This is a genomic window from Variovorax sp. YR216, assembly GCF_900107745.1.
Classification (GTDB): Bacteria; Pseudomonadota; Gammaproteobacteria; order Burkholderiales; family Burkholderiaceae_C; genus Variovorax.
Genome location: NZ_FNRO01000010.1, coordinates 84,575 through 101,350 on the forward strand (window position 1 = coordinate 84,575; position 16,776 = coordinate 101,350).

Consider the following 16,776-nt stretch of genomic DNA (forward strand, 5'->3'; position numbering starts at 1 on the left):
AAGACATCCAGCGCATGACAAAACCCCGCATCCTCCAGAAGGGCCGCCTGCTGCCGCAACTCGAAAGTGCGCTCGCGCAAGCCTATGACGTGCACGTGCTCGATCCCGACAAGGACAACAGCGCCTGGCTGGCAGAGCACGGCCACGCGTTCGTCGGCCTGACCAGCTCGGCCCGCTACGGCGCCGAGCGCGCATTGATCGACGCGTTGCCCAACCTGCGCGTGATCTCCAGCTTCGGCGTCGGCTACGAGACCATCGACGTGGCTCGTGCGCGCGAGCGCGGCATCCCTGTCGGCTACACGCCGGACGTGCTCAACGACTGCGTGGCCGACACCGCCTTCGGCCTCCTGATGGACGTGGCGCGCCGCTTCTCGGCGGCCGACCGCTTCGTGCGCCGCGGCGACTGGCTGAAGGGCCAGTACCCGCTGACCACTCGCATCTCCGGCAAGAAGCTCGGCATCCTCGGCATGGGCCGCATCGGCCGCGTGATCGCGCGGCGTGCCAGCGGCTTCGACATGGAGGTGCGCTACCACAATCGCCGCGAACTGCAGGGCAGCCCTCATGCCTACGAGGCCACGCTGAAGGGCCTTGCGCGCTGGGCGGACTTCCTCGTGGTCGCGAGCGCGGGCGGGCCCGAGACGCGCAAGCTGGTCGACGCCGGCGTGCTCGACGCGCTCGGACCGGAGGGCTTCCTCATCAACATCTCGCGCGGCTCGGTGGTCGACGAGGCGGCCTTGCTCGAAGCGCTGCGCGAGGGCCGCATCGCCGGCGCGGGGCTCGACGTGTTCGAGAAGGAGCCGCAGGTGCCCGAAGCCTTCTTCGCGCTCGACAACGTGGTGCTGCTGCCGCACGTCGCCAGCGCCACCCGCGAAACCCGTCAGGCGATGGCCGACCTGGTGATCGAGAACCTGCGCAGCTTCTTTGGCGAGGGCCGGGTGAAGGTCGCCGTCCCTTAATCGATCCTGGCCCCGGATTCCTTCACCAGCTTGCCCCAGCGAGCGATGTCATCGCGAATCAGGCTTGAGAATTGCTCGGGACTGCTTCCTGTGACGTCAGCACCCTGCGAAATGAGCTTCTGGCGCAAGTCCGACTCCTTGAGCACCTTGTTGATGTCCGCGTTCAGCTTGGAGACGACATCCTTGGGCAGATTGGCCGGGCCGAGGATGCCGAACCACGTCGTCGACTCGAAGCCCTTGTAGCCGGATTCGGCGACGGTGGGCACCTGCGGCAGGTCCTGGACGCGCTGCAGGGATGTCACCGCGACGGGGCGCATCTTTCCGCTCTTGATGTGGCCGATCAGCGTCGGCACGGTCGAGATGTACAACTGAACCTCTCCGCCGATCACGTCTGTCGCCCCTTGGCTGGCACCCTTGTATGGAATGTGCGTGAGCTTGATCCCCGCGGTCTTCTGGAAGGACTCTCCCGCGAGATGGGACACGGTGCCGTTGCCGGATGAGGCGTAGTTGATGAAGCCCGGCTTGTCTTTCGCTGCCTTGACCACATCGGCGATCGTCTTGTAGGGCGTGCTCGACCCGGCCACGATCACCAGCGGGGAGCTCGCCACCAGGCTCACCGGCGTGAGGTCCTTGACCGGATCGTAGGGAAGCTTGCTGTACAGCGTCGGGTTGATCGCGAGATTGCTGGTCTGGCCCAGGACCAGCGTGTAGCCGTCCGGAGCCGCCTTGGCCGCGGCGTCGACGCCGAGATTGCCGCCGGAGCCCGGCTTGTTGTCGATCACGAAGTTGTATCCGTAGCTGGTGAGCTTGTTCGCAATCTCGCGCGCGATGATGTCCGTGCCGCCGCCTGCAGGGAAGGGCACGATCAGTCGAATCGGCTTGGAGGGCCAGCCCTGGGCCTGCGCTGCCGAGGTCAGGATGGATGCGGCAGCGAACGCCAGCATGGCGCGACGGGAAGGATGCATGAACTTGTCTCCGATATGCGGCGCCTGAAGTTGGCGCCATGCATGCAACTGTAGAACCCGGTTGCGCCACGTACAATCGCGTTGCATACAGTGAACCGAGGTGCAATATGCGCAACGACAGCAAGGACGGGCCGGCCGCGGCGCGCGACGGTGGGGTGATCGCAGTCACCCGGGCACTCTCGCTGATGGAGGCATTTCATGTGGGCGAGTCCGCTCTCTCGCTCGCAGAACTGAGCCGGCGAGGCGGAATGCACAAGACGACGGTGCTGCGACTTGCGCGCACGCTGGCCCAATCCAACTACATGGTCCAGACGGACGACGGCCAGTGGCGGCTCGGCCCTGCCGCGGGGTGGCTCGGCGCGCGCTACCAGGCGGGCTTCGATGTCAACAACGTTGTCGAGCCGGCCCTGCACGAACTGGTCAAGCTGACGGGCGAAAGCTCGTCCTTCTATGTGCGCGAGGGCGACATCCGGTCCTGCGTCGCGCGGGTGGAGGGGCCGCAGTCGGTGCGGCACAACGTCCGGATCGGAGAGCGCCTTCCGCTGAACCTGGGCGCTCCGGGCCGGGTGATCCTCGCCTTCAGCGGCGCGAAGGGTGAGCCCTACGAATCCATCCGTTTGCGCGGCTTCCATATCTCCATGGGGGAGCGTGAGTCCGAGGTGTCGAGCGTTGCGGCGCCGGTGTTCCGGACGAACTGGAATCTGCTCGGATCGATGTGCATCTCGGGGCCGAGTTCGCGCCTCACGAAGGCGAAGCTTGAAAAGTACGCCAAGAGCGTGGTGCAGGCGGCCAACAAGCTGTCGTACGCGCTGGCTGGCGAGCGCTCGGCGGCGACCCCGCCGGTCGTCTCGACGTGGCACCCATGACGCAGGGCGCGCGCTGAGATATCAGCGCCTTGCCAAGGGCAAACCCGAGGCCTCCATTCCGGCGCACAGCACGTGGCCGTGCGTCGAATCGGTGACGAACAGCGTTCGTCGTTCGGGTCCGCCGAAAGCAAGGTTGGTGATCGACGCGCCGGGCGGTCCGCGCAACACCTCCACGGGCTCCGCACGCCCGTTGAGCACCCAGACATAACCCAGGCCGGGATTGGCGATCAGCAATCGGCCTTGCGCATCCACTGCCAGTCCATCGGGGCCGCTCGGGCCGTACGAGGTGAAGAACTGGCCGACCTTCGCAACGCTTCCATCGGGCAGCAAAGGGATGCGCCACACGCAGTTGCCCCGCGTCACCGCGAGGTACAGCACCTTTTCGTCAGGCGAGAGCGCAACGCCGTTGGGGCTCGGGATGTTGTCCAGCAGGAGATCGAGCCGGCCGTCGCGCCCAAGCCGGTACAGCCGTCCGGTCGGATCGTGCAGGCCGGTCTGGCCCTGGTCGGTGAAGTAGAGGTTGCCTGAGGCGTCGAACACCAGATCATTGACGCCCTTGAACCGTTCGCTGTTGCGGCGCGCAAGGAACGGGGTGACGCGACCGCTTTCCACATCGAGCTGCATCAGGCCGTTCTTGTAGTCGGTGATGAGCAGCGTGGCCGCGTCGAGGAACTTCATGCCGTTGGGCTCGCCGTCGTACTCGGCCACCAGCGACCACCCGCCCTGCGGGTCGATGCGAAAGATCCGGCCCCAGGGGATGTCCGTGACGTAGAGGTTGCCGGCATCGTCGAAGACAGGCCCTTCGAGGAAGGAATCGGTCGGCGCGCCGCCGCGATTGGCATCTGCCCACGCGCTGCGCTCGGGGCGGCGGAAATGACCGGGCATCGCGCTGAACAGGTTCAGTTCGCGGACATGGGGTGGTTGGATGAGAAACATGGGTGGTGATCTGATCAGGAAACAAAGCCATAGAGCCTTGCAGGGTTGTCGACGAGGATGCGGTCCATCACCGCGTCATCGCCGGAGCACCACATGCCGAGCAGGGCGACGAGCGCCGTGTCATCCACGGTGCCGGGCGCTTCGGTCGTGTGCGGCCAGTCGCTTCCCCACACCAGGCGATGCGCCGCGGATCGCACCAGCGCCTGTCCCAAAGGCACCGTGTCCGCGTAGAAAGGTCCTCCGGTCGACGAACGCATGTACGCGCCGGAGAGCTTGACCCAGGTGTTGCCGGACTCGATGAGCTGCATCAGGACGGCGATGGCCGCAGTCTCCCGGCGTGGATCGATGAGTCCAAGATGATCGATGACCACGGGCACCGGAAGCGCCTTGAGAACAGGGGCAAGCTCGATCAGGTGCTCCGGACGAATCAGGACCTGGATGTGCCACCCGAGTCGATCCACCTTTGAGGCTAGCGTGGTCAGCATGTCAGGCGTGGTGATGCCCCAGGACTGCGGCGTCACGAAGTTCACGCGCAAGCCGCAGACGCGATGCGACGCCAGGCGGTCGAGCTCGGCGTCGGACACTTCCTGGTCCACCACCGCAACGCCTCGGCCTTCGGAGCCCAACTGCGCGAGCGCATCGAGCGTGCACGCGTTGTCGGTGCCGTAGGTCGAAGGCGTCACCACGACGGCCCGGCTCGTTCCCAGGCGTTCCTGCAGGTTTCGATAGGCGGAGACCGGCGCATAGGGCGCCTGACGCGTCCAGTGCGGCGAGGGCTCGAACCGCGGATCGAAGATGTGCATGTGGCTGTCGCATGCCATCGGCGGGAGCCGGCGCGCAGGCCTTGCCGAACCGCCCGTATATGGCGCCGGCTGCGAAAGCGTGGGCCTCGAGGTCACGGCCGTCAGTCCAGCTTGATGTCGCCCTTGCGAATGACCTCGCCCCACTTCGCGTCCTCCTTCTTGAGGAAGGCCGCGAACTCCTCGGGCGTGGAGCCGACGGGCTGCGCGCCCAGGTCGCTCAATCGCTTCTGCACCTCGTCCTCCTTCAGGACTTCGACCACGGCACGCTGCAGCTTGTCGGTGATCTCCTTCGGCGTCCTGGCGGGCAACAACATGCCGTTCCATTCGAAGGCCTCGTAGCCTGGAATGACGGTCTCCGCGACAGTCGGCACATCGGGCAGGCGAGGCGATCGTTTCGGCGACGACACGGCCAGCGCACGAAGCTTGCCTGAACTGACGAGCGGGTAGCTTGCGGCCACTGTCGCGAACATGAAGTCGACCTGTCCGCCCATCACATCGGTGATGGCCGGCCCGCCGCTCTTGTAGGGCACATGGACCATGTCGAGGCCCAGCTTCTGGCGGAACAGCTCCGACGCAAGGCGCTGCACCGTGCCGCTGCCACCCGAGGCGAAGTTCACCTTGCCGGGCTGCGCCTTGGACCTGGCGACCAGATCGTTGACCGTCTTGAACGGAGAGTCGGCCTTGACGATCAGTGCATTGGGCGCGAGCAGCACCAGCGACAACGGCTGCAGGGCGTCCGCGGCGAACGGCATCTTTGGAAAGAGGTGCGGATTGATGGAGTAGGGCGTTGCGTCGTACAGCACGGTGTAGCCGTCGGGCGCGGCCTTGGCGACGTAGGCAGCGCCAATGGTGCCGCTGGCGCCAGCGCGGTTGTCGACGATCACGGTGGCCCCGAGCTTGGCGCCCAGCCGCGCGGAAACGACCCGTGCGACCGCATCCGCAGCGCCGCCCGGCGCATAGGGCACGACGACGGTGATGGTCCGATCGGGATACGCAGCGTGCGCAGCGAAGGCAGCGAGCGCAAGGGCTGCGACGACGGCGCGGCTTGCGAACGAGAACTTGAACGAAGACATGGTGTGGATTCCGGTTTTAGAAGAGGGCGGTTCTGTGGTCACTCGGCCTTGATGTCGAGCTCATGTGCGAGCTGCCTGTAGCTCTGCACTTCGCGCTGGAGCTGGTCGCCGAATGCGGAGCCGCATACGCTCTGCGACTCCATACCCAGACCCTTGAGCTTCTCCTGCGTGGCTGGGGCTTGCGCGAATGCCTGCGCCGTCTTTTGCAGCGTGGCGACAACCTCGGGCGGCGTGCCCGCCGGCGCAAGCAATCCATACCAGATGTCCGCCCGGTAGCCCTTCACGCCGGCCTCCTCGAACGTGGGCACCTGGGGCAGCAGCGACGAGCGCTGTGGCGACGCCACGGCGAGGGCGGTCAGCTTGCCGGCCTGGATCTGCGGAAGAACCGAACCCAGCGTGGCGAAGGAGCTGTCCACCTGCCCGCTCATCAGGTCCGTGACGACTTGCGCTGCACCCTTGTAAGGGATGTGGTTCATGCGGGTGCCGGTCAGGCGGGTGAACTGCTCGCTCGCGAAGTGGCCCGAGCTACCGGTACCGGGCGTTGCGTAGGTGCGCTTGCCGGGCTCGGCCTTCACTTGCTGAAGGAAGGCGGCAACGTTCGGCGTCTTCATCGACGGGCCCACGACGAGCACCGTCGGACTCACCGCCACCGTGCAAATCGGTACGAAGGAGCGGACGGAATCGAACTTGACCCGCGCGCTGTAGAGCGCCGGGATCATGGTGTGGTTCGTTGCGCCGACGAGCAGCGTGTAGCCATCGGCAGGTGCACTCGCCACGGCCTCGGCCGCGAGAATCGTGTTGGCGCCCGGCTTGTTGTCGATCACGAAGGGCTTGCCGAGCGACCGCGCCGCGAAGTCGGCGAAGGCCCGCGCGACCACATCGGTCGGCCCACCGGCCGAGAAGCCGACGATGACTCGCACGGGCTTGGAGGGGTAGTTGGCCGCATCCGCGTGAGCAAGCGGAATGGCTGCGGCAAACAGTGCCGCAGCCAGGCACGCGTTCCGGCGCGAGGTCGCGGAATGTCTTGGGTGATGCATGTCTTGTCTCCTACTGGTGCAGCACGAACCTGTCGCGCTGCGCATGTGCGAATCGAGCATCGGTGTTCCCTTGTTCAAGCGTGGGCAAGAACGGCGAGCAGATTCCGGGCGGCACCGACGCCCATGTTCACGTAGGCATCCGCGGTGACGCCGCCGATGTGCGGGCTCATCACGATGCGTCCCTGCTTCTGGAAAGGGTGGCCGGCGGCAAGGGGTTCGACCGCGAAGGAGTCCAGGCCGGCACTTGCGACCTGGCCCGACTCCAGCGCGGCGAGCAGCGCGTTCTCGTCGACCAGTCCGCCACGCGCGGTATTGACGATGATCACGCCCCGCTTGCACTTCGCGAGCGCGGCGGCACTGAGCATGCCGCGGTTGTCGTCGGTGAGCGGGCAGTGCAGCGACACGACATCCGATTCGCGCCAGATGACTTCAAGGTCCACGACCTTGATGTAGGACGGCACATCCTTCGCGTAGGGGTCGAAGCCGATCACGCGCATGCCCATGGCGTCAGCCATCTTTGCGAAGCGTTGGCCGATGGCGCCGAGGCCGATCAGGCCCACCGTCTTGCTGCCGAGCTCGAGGCTCTTGTGGGTCGCCTTGTCCCAGTGACCGTGGTGCATGCGATCGTTGAGCTCGACCACGGACTTGGCGCAGGCCAGCATGAGCGCGAGCGATTGCTCCGCCACGGCGGCAGCATTCGCGCCGACCGCTGCCACGACCTCGATGCCGCGCGCCTTGGCTGCCACTCTGTCGATCGTGTCCGTCCCGGTGCCGTGCTTGGCGATGACCTTCAAAGCAGGCGCTGCGTCCATCATCGCGGCGGTGACCTTCCCATATCGCACGACGATTGCGACGGGGTTGTGTCTCCTGCACAGGGCGATCACGTCCTCTTCAGTCGGCGACTTGCCTGCGTAGACCATGTCGTAGCCTTCCAGCAATTCGAGAGCCTGTGGCGCGAGATCCGCGCCCGTCACGACGATGACGCTCACAGCGATTCCCCTTCCTCGAGCACGCCGGCGGCACGCAGTGCTGCAGGCAGCCACCTGGAAGCGGTGTCGCCACGGTTGATGGCCTCCTGGCGCGCGGCTTCGTCCGCCAGCTTCTTGTCGGCGAGGGCCAGCATGGCGGGCGCTTTTGCCCGTTCGATCACGACCACGCCATCGGCGTCGCCGACGATCAAATCGCCCGGATTCACCATGGTGCCGCCGGCGGAGATGGTGTGGTTGATGCGACCCGGCACGAACTTCGTCGGCCCGGCGGGGTTGAAGCCCGCGCTGAAGACCGGAAAGCCAAGCTCCAGCAGATCGAGCTTGTCGCGTATCGCGCCGTCGACGATCACGCCGGCCAGGCCCTGCTTCTTGCAGGCGCTGAGCATCAGCGTCCCCATCAGGGCGGCGGTCTGGTCACCCTTGCCGTCGATCACCAGGACGTCGCCGGGCCTGGCCAGCGCGATCGCTGCGTGGACCATCAGGTTGTCGCCCGGGCGTACCTCCACCGTGAAGGCAGGCCCGGCGACGGCCATGCTGTGGTGGACCGGGGCGACTCGGGCATTCATCGTGCCGCGACGGCCTGCGACATCCGCAAGGATGGCGGCCTGGAATGTCGCCGCCCTGGCGACGACGTCGGCGGATACGCGTTCGAACTCGCGAACGATTTCAGGAAGCTGACTCATGGTGATGGAACTCTCGAGGTGTAGGAGGAAGGGGGAAGACTTGGCGCGGCCGCTTCGTGGCACGAATGCCGCTGGTGATTGCGAACCAGCGGAGTAGGGCGACTCGGCCGGCGCATGACCGTGAACGCTTGCGAAGCGGGCATCTGCTTGTCTCCGAATTTCCCCAGCGTCTGCGCGTTGGGTTGGAGGCGACTGTAGGTATCCGTTGCACACATCACAATGCCATTGCATTGTGCGGAACGCGTTGTGTCCGACGAAACGCTCCTCTGATCCCGGCAACCGAGAACAACTCATCGGGTTGCTGCGGCGCTTGCACGAAAATCTGCCGGACGTGGAGGCCGCCACCGGCCGCTACCTGCTGCGAACCCGGCCGCCGGCGAAGAAGCGCGGCGGCGGACGGCGACCGGGGCCACACGACATCGACCATCGACCATTGAAACCAGGAACCAGACACCATGAAATCCAGAGCCGCCGTTGCCTTCGAAGCCGGAAAGCCCCTGCAGATCGTCGAGATCGACGTCGCCCCGCCGAGGAAGGGCGAAGTGCTCGTCAAGATCACGCACACCGGCGTGTGCCACACCGATGCCTTCACGCTCTCCGGTGACGATCCCGAAGGGCTCTTCCCGGCCGTGCTGGGCCATGAAGGCGCGGGTGTGGTCGTGGAGGTGGGCGAGGGCGTCACCAGCGTCAAGCCCGGCGACCACGTCATCCCGCTCTACACCGCCGAGTGCGGCGAATGCCTGTTCTGCAAGAGCGGCAAGACCAATCTGTGCGTGTCGGTGCGGGCCACGCAAGGCAAGGGCGTGATGCCCGACGGCACGAGCCGCTTCAGCTACAACGGGCAACCGGTCTACCACTACATGGGCTGCTCCACCTTCAGCGAATACACCGTGGTGGCCGAGGTGTCGCTGGCGAAGATCAATCCCGATGCGAACCCCGAGCAGGTCTGCCTGCTCGGCTGCGGCGTGACCACGGGCCTCGGCGCGGTCAAGAACACGGCCAAGGTCCAGGAGGGCGATTCGGTCGCCGTCTTCGGGCTCGGCGGCATCGGCCTGGCGGTGATCCAGGGCGCGAAGCTTGCCAAGGCCGGGCGCATCATCGCCATCGACACCAACCCGTCCAAGTTCGACCTGGCGCGCACCTTCGGCGCCACCGATTTCGTCAACCCGAAGGACCATGACAAGCCGATCCAGCAGGTCATCGTCGAGATGACGGGCTGGGGCGTGGACCACAGCTTCGAGTGCATCGGCAACGTGAACGTGATGCGCGCGGCGCTCGAGTGCGCGCACCGCGGCTGGGGCCAGTCCGTGGTCATCGGCGTGGCTGGCGCGGGGCAGGAGATCTCGACCCGGCCGTTCCAGCTAGTCACCGGACGGCGGTGGCTGGGCACCGCATTTGGCGGCGTCAAGGGCCGCAGCCAGCTGCCCGGCATGGTGGAAGACGCCATGGCCGGCCGCATCCAGCTCGCGCCCTTCGTCACGCACACCATGCCGCTCACCGAGATCAACGAGGCGTTCGACCTGATGCACGAAGGCAAGTCGATCCGCAGCGTGGTGCACTACAGCTGAGTGAGACGGCCATGCAGCGTGATGTCGCTGCCTCGCCCCCTGGCTGAAATGGCCTGCGCGATCTGCGGATCGAATGCGCCATCGACCAGCAGGAAGAGCATGCGGCACGGCCGGCCGGAGCGGTTGGCCCACGCATGGTTCGTCCCGCGCTGGATCACGACGCTGCCCGTCTTCAGCGGCACCTCGGTCTTGTCGAGCACGAGCGTGATCTCGCCTTCGATCACCACGCTGTAGTCGACCGATTCGGTCCGGTGCATCAGGGGATGGGGAGCGCCGCCGCCGCCCGTCGAGGCGCCGGCATCGCCGATCTCGGAAAAGCCCTCGCGAAGCGCGTCGGCGCTGCGCGCGTGCAGCTCGGGGGCGCCGTCGCTCGCGACGACGGCGTTGCCCTGTGCGTCATGGCCCGTGACGACGCGATGGATCATGGGAAGGGTCATGGGTGTCGGCTCCTCGGGGCACGTCGTCGAGGATGGGTTGCATCAGGCGATGTTCGTCGCGTTCACGGCCGCATCCATGTCGGCCACGGAGGCCAGGAAGATGCCGCGCAGCCAGGTGAGGCCCGGGTCATTGGAGCGGTACTTGTGCCATTGCATCGACTGCCTCATCTCGGGAAACGCGAGCGGCGGCTCGTGCAGCGTCACGGGCAGGCTGCGAGCCGCCATGCGCGCGAGACGCGAATGCACGGTCGCGATCCGGTCCGTGCCGACCACGAGTCCGGGCGCGGACGCGAAGCTGTAGGTCACGACTTCATCGCGTCGGTCGAGACCGTATCGCTCCACCACCCAGCCTTCGAAGGACGTCGGGTGCGTGCTGGCAGGCTGCACGGAGACATGACCGGCGGCCGCGTAGTGATCGAAGGTGAGTGGTGCATGCGCGTACCTCCCGCGGTTCCACACCACGCAACTGAACGACTCGACGAAGAGCAGCTCCGTGGGGTGGTTGGGCGAGCAGTAGTCCAGCGGCATCACGAGAAGATCGACTTCGCCGCGTTCGAGCGGCCGCGCCGGTTCCTCGACTTGCGGCCGAAGCGCGAGGCGAACGCGGGGAGCCTTTGCATGCACCCGCGCGAGCACATGCGGCATCAAGGTCGACAGCGTGAAATCCGAGATGAAGATGCGGAACTCCCGATCGGATTCCGAAGGCACGAACTCGGGCTGCGTCGCGATCGAGGTGTCCACCCGCACCAGGACATCACGGACTGGGTCGCGCAGGACTTCCGCGCGCGGCGTCAGCTCCATCTTCCTGCCCACCTGCACAAGAAGCTCGTCGTCGAAGTAGTCGCGCAGGCGGGAGAGCGCATTGCTCATCGCCGATTGGCTGATGTGCAGCCGCTCCGCCGCCCGGCTGATGCTCAGGTCGTTGAGCATCGCATCGAGGGCGACCAGCAGATTCAGATCCAGTTTGTTGAAGCGCATGTGAGGGCCTCCCGCGTCGGCGTCGGATGGTACGCGGCGGCGCGTGACCTAGGGTTAACCCAAAAAGTATTTCCGAGATCGATAGCTCGGATGGATACAAACAATTTTTCAGGAGCCAGGCGCCTTCCTATTCTCCCGCCACCTTCAACGAGAGGTGCAGGAGACAAAGGTGGCAACAGCGAGTGCGGCGCGGATCGATAGATCCTGCGCAGGGGATCGGTCGTGAGGCGTTTGGCGATCGCCATCGTCGGCGGCGGAATGGCCGGACTGGCTTGTGGTCTGGCCGCTGCGCGGGCTGGCGCGGACGTCCGCATTCACGAAGCGCAGGCCGTGCCGGGCGATGTGCCGTCGCATCACGTCGATGTCGTTCCCAACATGCTGCGCGATCTTGTTCGCCTCGGCGTCGGGGACGCATGCGTGCGTGCGGGCTTCCCCTATCGGCGCGTCACCGCGTTGAGCCAGCGCGGCACACCGCTGCTGTCGCTCGATGCGCCGCGTCTGGCCGGCCCCAGCCATCCTGCCGCCCTCGGGATGGTGCGGGCAGACCTGCATGCCGTGCTGGCGACCGCCGCGATGCAGGCGGGTGCGTGCCTTCGCTACGGCGTCCACGTCGCGGGACTTGCACAGGACCGATCGGGTGCGATGAAGGTCCTCGATACCGGCGGCGACGGCATGGTTGCCGATCTCGTGGTGCTCGCGAGCGGCGGGGCCGGCGCGTTGAGGGCGCAGGTGTTCGGCAGCGAACCGGTGGCGCCCGCTTCCAACGAATGGCTCTACTTTCTGGCAAGGCGCCCCTACGGCCTCGACGAGGCCATCCACGCGGCCACCGGCACCGGCGAGAGAGTCCATGTCGTGCCGGTGAACAGCTCCATCGTCGGCGTCCGGCTCTCTGCGCGGCGACCGCTGCCCGCGGTGACGCCCGAGAGCGTACGCGCGGCGATGGCCCGGTTTCCGGGGGCGCTCGGCGCGCTCGCAGAGCACATGGATGCGAGCCAGCCGGTGGTTCGTCGACTGATCCGTCCGGCATTGCTCGACGCGCCCTGGACGCGCGGTCGCGTGATGGCTGTTGGTGATTGCGCGCACGCCTTGCCGCCGCACTTCGGCCAGGCCGCTGCCCAGGCCCTCGAAGACGCGATCGTCCTGGGTGAGCTTCTGAGACCGGGTCGCGCGCCGGCGGACGTCGCCCAGGCCTGGTTCGAGCGCCGCCATCCGCGTGTGAAGCAGGTGATGTCCATCGCGATGCGCGCCGCGCACTGGGACGAGGCGCCGGACATCGACACCGACTTCCTGCGGCTGTCCCGCGAACTCGACGAAGTCGTGCGAACGCCTGCGTAGCGACGCCCCGTTCCCCCCAGATCCAACCATGAGTGAGAGAGAGAAAGAGGAGACCATGCCCGACACATTGAATCACCGCCGAAGCCTGCCGCGCCCGAGTGCGCTGGCTGCCGCCGCGCTGCTCGCCTGCAACGGCAGCCATGCGTTCGAGTTCGACACTGGCAACCCGGACCTGAAGATCCGCTGGGACAACACCGTCAAGTACAGCGCGGCGCAGCGCCTCGAAGACCGATCGCCCGCGCTGTCCCGGACGATCATCGGCCGCAACGGCATCGTGGGCCCGAACAACATCAACCAGGACGACGGCGACAACAACTTCGACAAGGGACTCATCTCCAGCCGCGTGGATCTTCTGAGCGAGCTCGACATGAGCTATCGCAACTGGGGCGCGCGCGTCAGCGGCGCCGCCTGGTACGACCAGGTCTACAACCGCAATACCGGCAACACCACGCTGACGTCCAACCACGTCCCCCGCTACGAGTTCCCGGACGACACGCGCAGGCTGATGGGTCGCGATGCCGAGATCCTGGACGCCTTCGTCTACGGCAACTTCGATCTCGGCGAGCGCCCGGCTTCATTCCGCCTGGGGCGTCACACGCTGCTGTGGGGCGAAAGCCTGTTCTTCGGGGCCAACGGCATTGCCGGCGGGCAGGCGCCGGTGGATCTCATCAAGTTGCTGTCGGTGCCGAACTCGACGTTCAAGGAAATTGCCCGCCCGACCGGGAAGCTCTCCGGCCAGACGCAGCTGACCGACGCGGTGTCTGTCGGCGCGTACGTCGGCTACGAATGGGACCCGACGCGATTGATGCCTGTCGGGTCCTACCTCTCCACGAGCGACGCGTTGGGGCCTGGCGCAGAGCGAATCATCGCGGGGACGACCAGCACGTTCATCCGCACGCCCGACCAGACACCCAAGAACGGCGGGCAGGGTGGCCTGCAACTGCGCTATCGCGCGGACCCCATCGACACGGACTTCGGTCTGTACGCGATCCAGTTCAACTCGTACACGCCAAGCAACCTCTACACGACCTTGACCGGCGTTCCGCCGGCAGTGACTCCCTGCTGCTACCGATGGGTCTACCACGAGGGTATTCGTGCCTTCGGTGCGAGCTTCGCCAAGTCGATCGATCAATGGGGGCTCGCGGGCGAGGTCTCCGTGCGGGACAACATGCCATTGGCGAGTTCGGCTGCCACGGTGCTGCCGAGCGTGGGCGTGGGCACCACGTTCAGCAACAGCAATCCTGGCTACGCGGTCGGGCGTACCGGCCATGCACAGTTTTCCTGGATCGCCAGCCTGGGCCCGAGCTTCCTGTCCCGTGAGTCCAGCTTCATGGGCGAAATCGCCTGGAACACGCGGCTGAGCGTGACTGAAGGCGAGCGGTTCCTGAATCCCAATGCCGACAAATCGGCGAGTGCCATCCGGGCCGTCTTCGCGCCCACGTATCGCCAGGCGCTTCCCGGACTCGATCTGACGCCCAGCCTGGGTGTCGGGTACACGGCCGGAAAGTCCTCCGCGCTCGGCCCTGCCTTCGGTCCCGACAAGGGCGGCGACGTGACCATCGGCCTGACGGGTGTCTACCTGAACCGGTGGACCGTGTCGCTCAACTACGTCCACTACTACGGGCCTGAAGGTTCCACCCTGGACAACAACAGCAACGCCCAATTCATGCAGGCGCTGAAGGACCGCGATTACGTCTCGCTGTCGGTACGCATCACTTTCTGAATTTTCGACTGGAGACAAGCCATGAAACTGCGCCTGATTGCGCCCCTGACGATCGTCGCTGCGGCGGTCGCAGCCTTCTCGGCCCACGCGGCCGTGACGGCTAACGAAGCTGCGACGCTGAAAACCAGCCTGACGCCCCTCGGCGGCGAAAAGGCCGGCAACAAGGACGGCAGCATTCCCGCCTGGTCCGGCGGCCAGACCACGCCCATCGCCGGAGACAAGCCGGGCGGTCGCCGCGGCGATCCATTCAAGGCCGAGAAGCCCCTGTACACGGTGACCGCGGCCAACATGGCGCAGCACGCCGACAAGCTGACCGATGGCGTCAAGGCGCTGCTGCTCAAGTACCCGGACTCGTTCCGCCTCGATGTCTACCCGACGCATCGCACAGTGGCTGCGCCGCAGTGGGTCTACGACAACACCTTCAAGAATGCGACCCGGGCCCGCATGGACGGGGACATCCCTTCCGGCACCTACGGCGGCATTCCGTTCCCCGTTCCCAAGAACGGCCTCGAGGCGATGTGGAACCACAAGCTCGCCTGGCGAGGCGCTTCCTGGCAGGCGGACTTCAACCAGTACCAGATCACGGCAGACGGCAAGGTCGTGCTCACCACGAGCGGCACGATCAAGCAGTCCATGCCCTACTACTACGAAGGCGGGGGACCGGACGAATTCGCCGGCTACTTCTGGACCGTCAACCTCGTGAACGACGGGCCGCCCATCCGTGCGGGGGAGATGATCGTCGGACGCGAGAACTTCGACGCCGACAAGTCTTCTGCCTACGTGTACCTGACCGGCCAGCGCCGCGTTCGCAAATTGCCGAACGCCTGCTGCGACACCCCGACGCCGGCCAGTGCGGGCCTGATGTCCTTCGACGAGCTGAGCGTGTTCTCCGGCCGGACCGACCTGTTCGACTGGAAGCTCGTGGGCAAGAAGGAGATGCTGATCCCCTACAACGAGAACCGCTTCCTGCAGGCAGCCGATGCGGATCTGATCAAGGGCCAGCATCTGAATCCGGACCATGTGCGATGGGAACTGCACCGGGTCTGGGTCGTGGAAGCCAGTCTGCGCCAGGGCCGCCGGCACCAGGCGCCCAAGGGCGTGTACTACCTCGACGAAGACAGCTGGCAGGCCATGCTCGGGGATCGCTGGGATGCCAAGGGCCAGCTCTGGAAGACGTTCTGGGGCTTCAACTACGTGATGCCCGATTTCCCCGGAGCGGTACAGCAGACCTTCGGCTACTACGACCTCCTTTCGGGCCAGGGCTACGTCTCCAACGTCCTGAACGACAAGGCTTATCACCACAAGCCGACCGCGCGCTGGCCGGAGTCGATCTTCACCGGCGAGGGCCTGGCAGCCCAGGGCGTGCGCTGAAGGAGCAGGGCGTGAAGGGATTCGCTTCCTGGTGGGTGCTCGCGTGCGGGCTGGTGGGTGCGGCGCACGCGGCGCCCGTGGCCGATGCGCTCGATCGGCCGGCCTTGATGGTGCGCGCGCCTGCGCGCGCTGTTCTCCTGGCCGCGACCGAATGCGGGAGCCGGCTTGTGGCAGTCGGGGAGCGCGGGATCGTCGTGACCTCCGATGACGGCGGCGTTCAGTGGCGGCAGTCGCGGGTGCCGGTGTCGGTCACGCTCACCGCAGTGCAATGCCCCGAACCCATGGTGGTCTATGCCACGGGGCACGGGGGCGTGGTCCTGGCCAGCAGTGATGGGGGTGCGACCTGGTCGCGTCGCCTCGAAGGCCGCAGGGCCGCACAGCTTGCGCTCCACGATGCGCAGGCCAGCGGCAACGCCAAGGCGGTGCAGGAGGCGCAGCGCCTTGTGGATGATGGCGCCGACAAGCCATTCCTCGATCTGCATTTCTTCGATGCCCGACACGGCCTTGTCGTGGGTGCCTACGGCCTGGCGTTCTCGACCGAGGACGGCGGCCAGACATGGCAGCCCTGGATGAAGCGCCTGCCCAATCCCAACGGCGCCCACCTGTACGCACTGCGGGTGCGTGGCAGTACCTTGCTCGTGGCGGGCGAGCAGGGGCTGGTCCTGCAGTCCACCGATGGAGGGCGCGAGTTCCACCGGCTCGAGGTTCCCTATCAAGGAAGCTTCTTTACCGCCGAATTGCCGGCGGACCAGGAGATCGTGCTCGCCGGACTGCGCGGCAATGTGTGGCGCAGCACCGATGAAGGCCGGTCGTGGACGCAACTGCGCACGCCGGCCCCGGTGTCCGTCACGACATCGGCGATGAGTCCGAAAGGAAGACTGCTGCTGGGCAACCAGGCGGGCGCGCTGCTGAGGGTGTCCGGGGCCGATGTCGTGCCGCTGGAAGCTCCGGCACTGCCCCCACTGAATGCACTGCAGCCTTTGCGCTCCGGCGCCCTGTTGGCGCTGACCGATCAAGGCCCCGTCGCCGTGCCCATGCCGGAGTCGCGGCCGTGAA

Annotated in this window: 16 protein-coding genes; 7 read left to right on the top strand and 9 right to left on the bottom strand. The window is 66.3% G+C overall.

Translation table 11 applies throughout. From position 1 onward, the window contains the following. The first annotated feature begins 14 nt into the window (after nt 1-14). Nucleotides 15-956, top strand: coding sequence for a 2-hydroxyacid dehydrogenase (locus BLW05_RS22675; RefSeq protein ID WP_093165928.1), 942 nt, complete (start codon nt 15-17; stop codon nt 954-956). On the opposite strand, the gene BLW05_RS22680 is transcribed toward BLW05_RS22675, so the two are convergent. Next, a complete protein-coding gene (locus tag BLW05_RS22680; RefSeq protein ID WP_093165929.1) occupies nt 953-1,921 on the bottom strand; it encodes a Bug family tripartite tricarboxylate transporter substrate binding protein in 969 nt (322 codons plus the stop codon). The two genes, BLW05_RS22675 and BLW05_RS22680, sit on opposite strands and share 4 nt — an antisense overlap. A 107-nt stretch (nt 1,922-2,028) precedes the next feature. On the opposite strand from BLW05_RS22680, the gene BLW05_RS22685 reads away from it, so the two are divergent. After that, a complete protein-coding gene (locus tag BLW05_RS22685) occupies nt 2,029-2,787 on the top strand; it encodes an IclR family transcriptional regulator (RefSeq protein ID WP_093165824.1) in 759 nt (252 codons plus the stop codon). A 21-nt stretch (nt 2,788-2,808) separates the two neighbouring features. Here the strand turns inward: BLW05_RS22685 and BLW05_RS22690 are convergent, their stop codons facing one another. From BLW05_RS22690 to BLW05_RS22715, 6 genes are all read right to left on the bottom strand, one after another. Then, complete coding sequence (locus tag BLW05_RS22690) at nt 2,809-3,723, bottom strand: SMP-30/gluconolactonase/LRE family protein (RefSeq protein ID WP_093165825.1); 915 nt, start codon at nt 3,721-3,723, stop codon at nt 2,809-2,811. 14 nt (nt 3,724-3,737) lie between these two features. Continuing rightward, nucleotides 3,738-4,526: an amidohydrolase family protein gene (locus BLW05_RS22695; RefSeq protein WP_371126962.1), complete on the bottom strand. Its 789-nt coding sequence runs from the start codon at nt 4,524-4,526 to the stop codon at nt 3,738-3,740. 101 nt (nt 4,527-4,627) lie between these two features. Beyond that, a complete protein-coding gene (locus tag BLW05_RS22700; protein ID WP_093165827.1) occupies nt 4,628-5,599 on the bottom strand; it encodes a Bug family tripartite tricarboxylate transporter substrate binding protein in 972 nt (323 codons plus the stop codon). A gap of 38 nt (nt 5,600-5,637) precedes the next feature. Next, a complete protein-coding gene (locus tag BLW05_RS22705; protein ID WP_093165828.1) occupies nt 5,638-6,636 on the bottom strand; it encodes a Bug family tripartite tricarboxylate transporter substrate binding protein in 999 nt (332 codons plus the stop codon). Nucleotides 6,637-6,710: 74 nt separating this feature from the next. Further along, complete coding sequence (locus BLW05_RS22710; protein WP_093165829.1) at nt 6,711-7,625, bottom strand: hydroxyacid dehydrogenase; 915 nt, start codon at nt 7,623-7,625, stop codon at nt 6,711-6,713. Further along, nucleotides 7,622-8,308 carry an RraA family protein gene (locus BLW05_RS22715; RefSeq protein WP_093165830.1) on the bottom strand — a complete coding sequence of 229 codons (687 nt, stop codon included), beginning with the start codon at nt 8,306-8,308 and terminating at the stop codon, nt 7,622-7,624. The genes BLW05_RS22710 and BLW05_RS22715 overlap by 4 nt, the downstream gene beginning before the upstream one ends. Nucleotides 8,309-8,763: 455 nt before the next feature. On the opposite strand from BLW05_RS22715, the gene BLW05_RS22720 reads away from it, so the two are divergent. Continuing rightward, complete coding sequence (locus BLW05_RS22720) at nt 8,764-9,876, top strand: S-(hydroxymethyl)glutathione dehydrogenase/class III alcohol dehydrogenase (RefSeq protein ID WP_093165831.1); 1,113 nt, start codon at nt 8,764-8,766, stop codon at nt 9,874-9,876. On the opposite strand, the gene BLW05_RS22725 is transcribed toward BLW05_RS22720, so the two are convergent. Together BLW05_RS22725 and BLW05_RS22730 are read right to left on the bottom strand one after the other, a co-directional pair. After that, entirely contained in the window at nt 9,867-10,313 is a 447-nt protein-coding gene (locus BLW05_RS22725; protein WP_093165832.1) for a cupin domain-containing protein, read from the bottom strand. The two genes, BLW05_RS22720 and BLW05_RS22725, sit on opposite strands and share 10 nt — an antisense overlap. 42 nt (nt 10,314-10,355) lie before the next feature. Continuing rightward, nucleotides 10,356-11,291, bottom strand: coding sequence for a LysR family transcriptional regulator (locus tag BLW05_RS22730; protein ID WP_093165833.1), 936 nt, complete (start codon nt 11,289-11,291; stop codon nt 10,356-10,358). 222 nt (nt 11,292-11,513) lie between these two features. Here BLW05_RS22730 and BLW05_RS22735 point away from each other — a divergent pair, with 222 nt between their 5' ends. From BLW05_RS22735 to BLW05_RS22750, 4 genes are read left to right on the top strand one after another with little or no spacing between them, the layout of a single operon-like run. Next, nucleotides 11,514-12,626, top strand: coding sequence for an FAD-dependent monooxygenase (locus BLW05_RS22735; protein WP_143044898.1), 1,113 nt, complete (start codon nt 11,514-11,516; stop codon nt 12,624-12,626). Nucleotides 12,627-12,681: 55 nt separating this feature from the next. After that, nucleotides 12,682-14,349, top strand: coding sequence for a DUF1302 domain-containing protein (locus BLW05_RS22740; RefSeq protein WP_093165835.1), 1,668 nt, complete (start codon nt 12,682-12,684; stop codon nt 14,347-14,349). A gap of 21 nt (nt 14,350-14,370) precedes the next feature. Beyond that, a complete protein-coding gene (locus BLW05_RS22745) occupies nt 14,371-15,720 on the top strand; it encodes a DUF1329 domain-containing protein (RefSeq protein WP_093165836.1) in 1,350 nt (449 codons plus the stop codon). 11 nt (nt 15,721-15,731) lie between these two features. Next, nucleotides 15,732-16,775 (top strand): WD40/YVTN/BNR-like repeat-containing protein, encoded by a 1,044-nt coding sequence (locus tag BLW05_RS22750; protein WP_093165837.1) that lies wholly within the window; start codon nt 15,732-15,734, stop codon nt 16,773-16,775. Nucleotide 16,776: the final 1 nt, after the last annotated feature.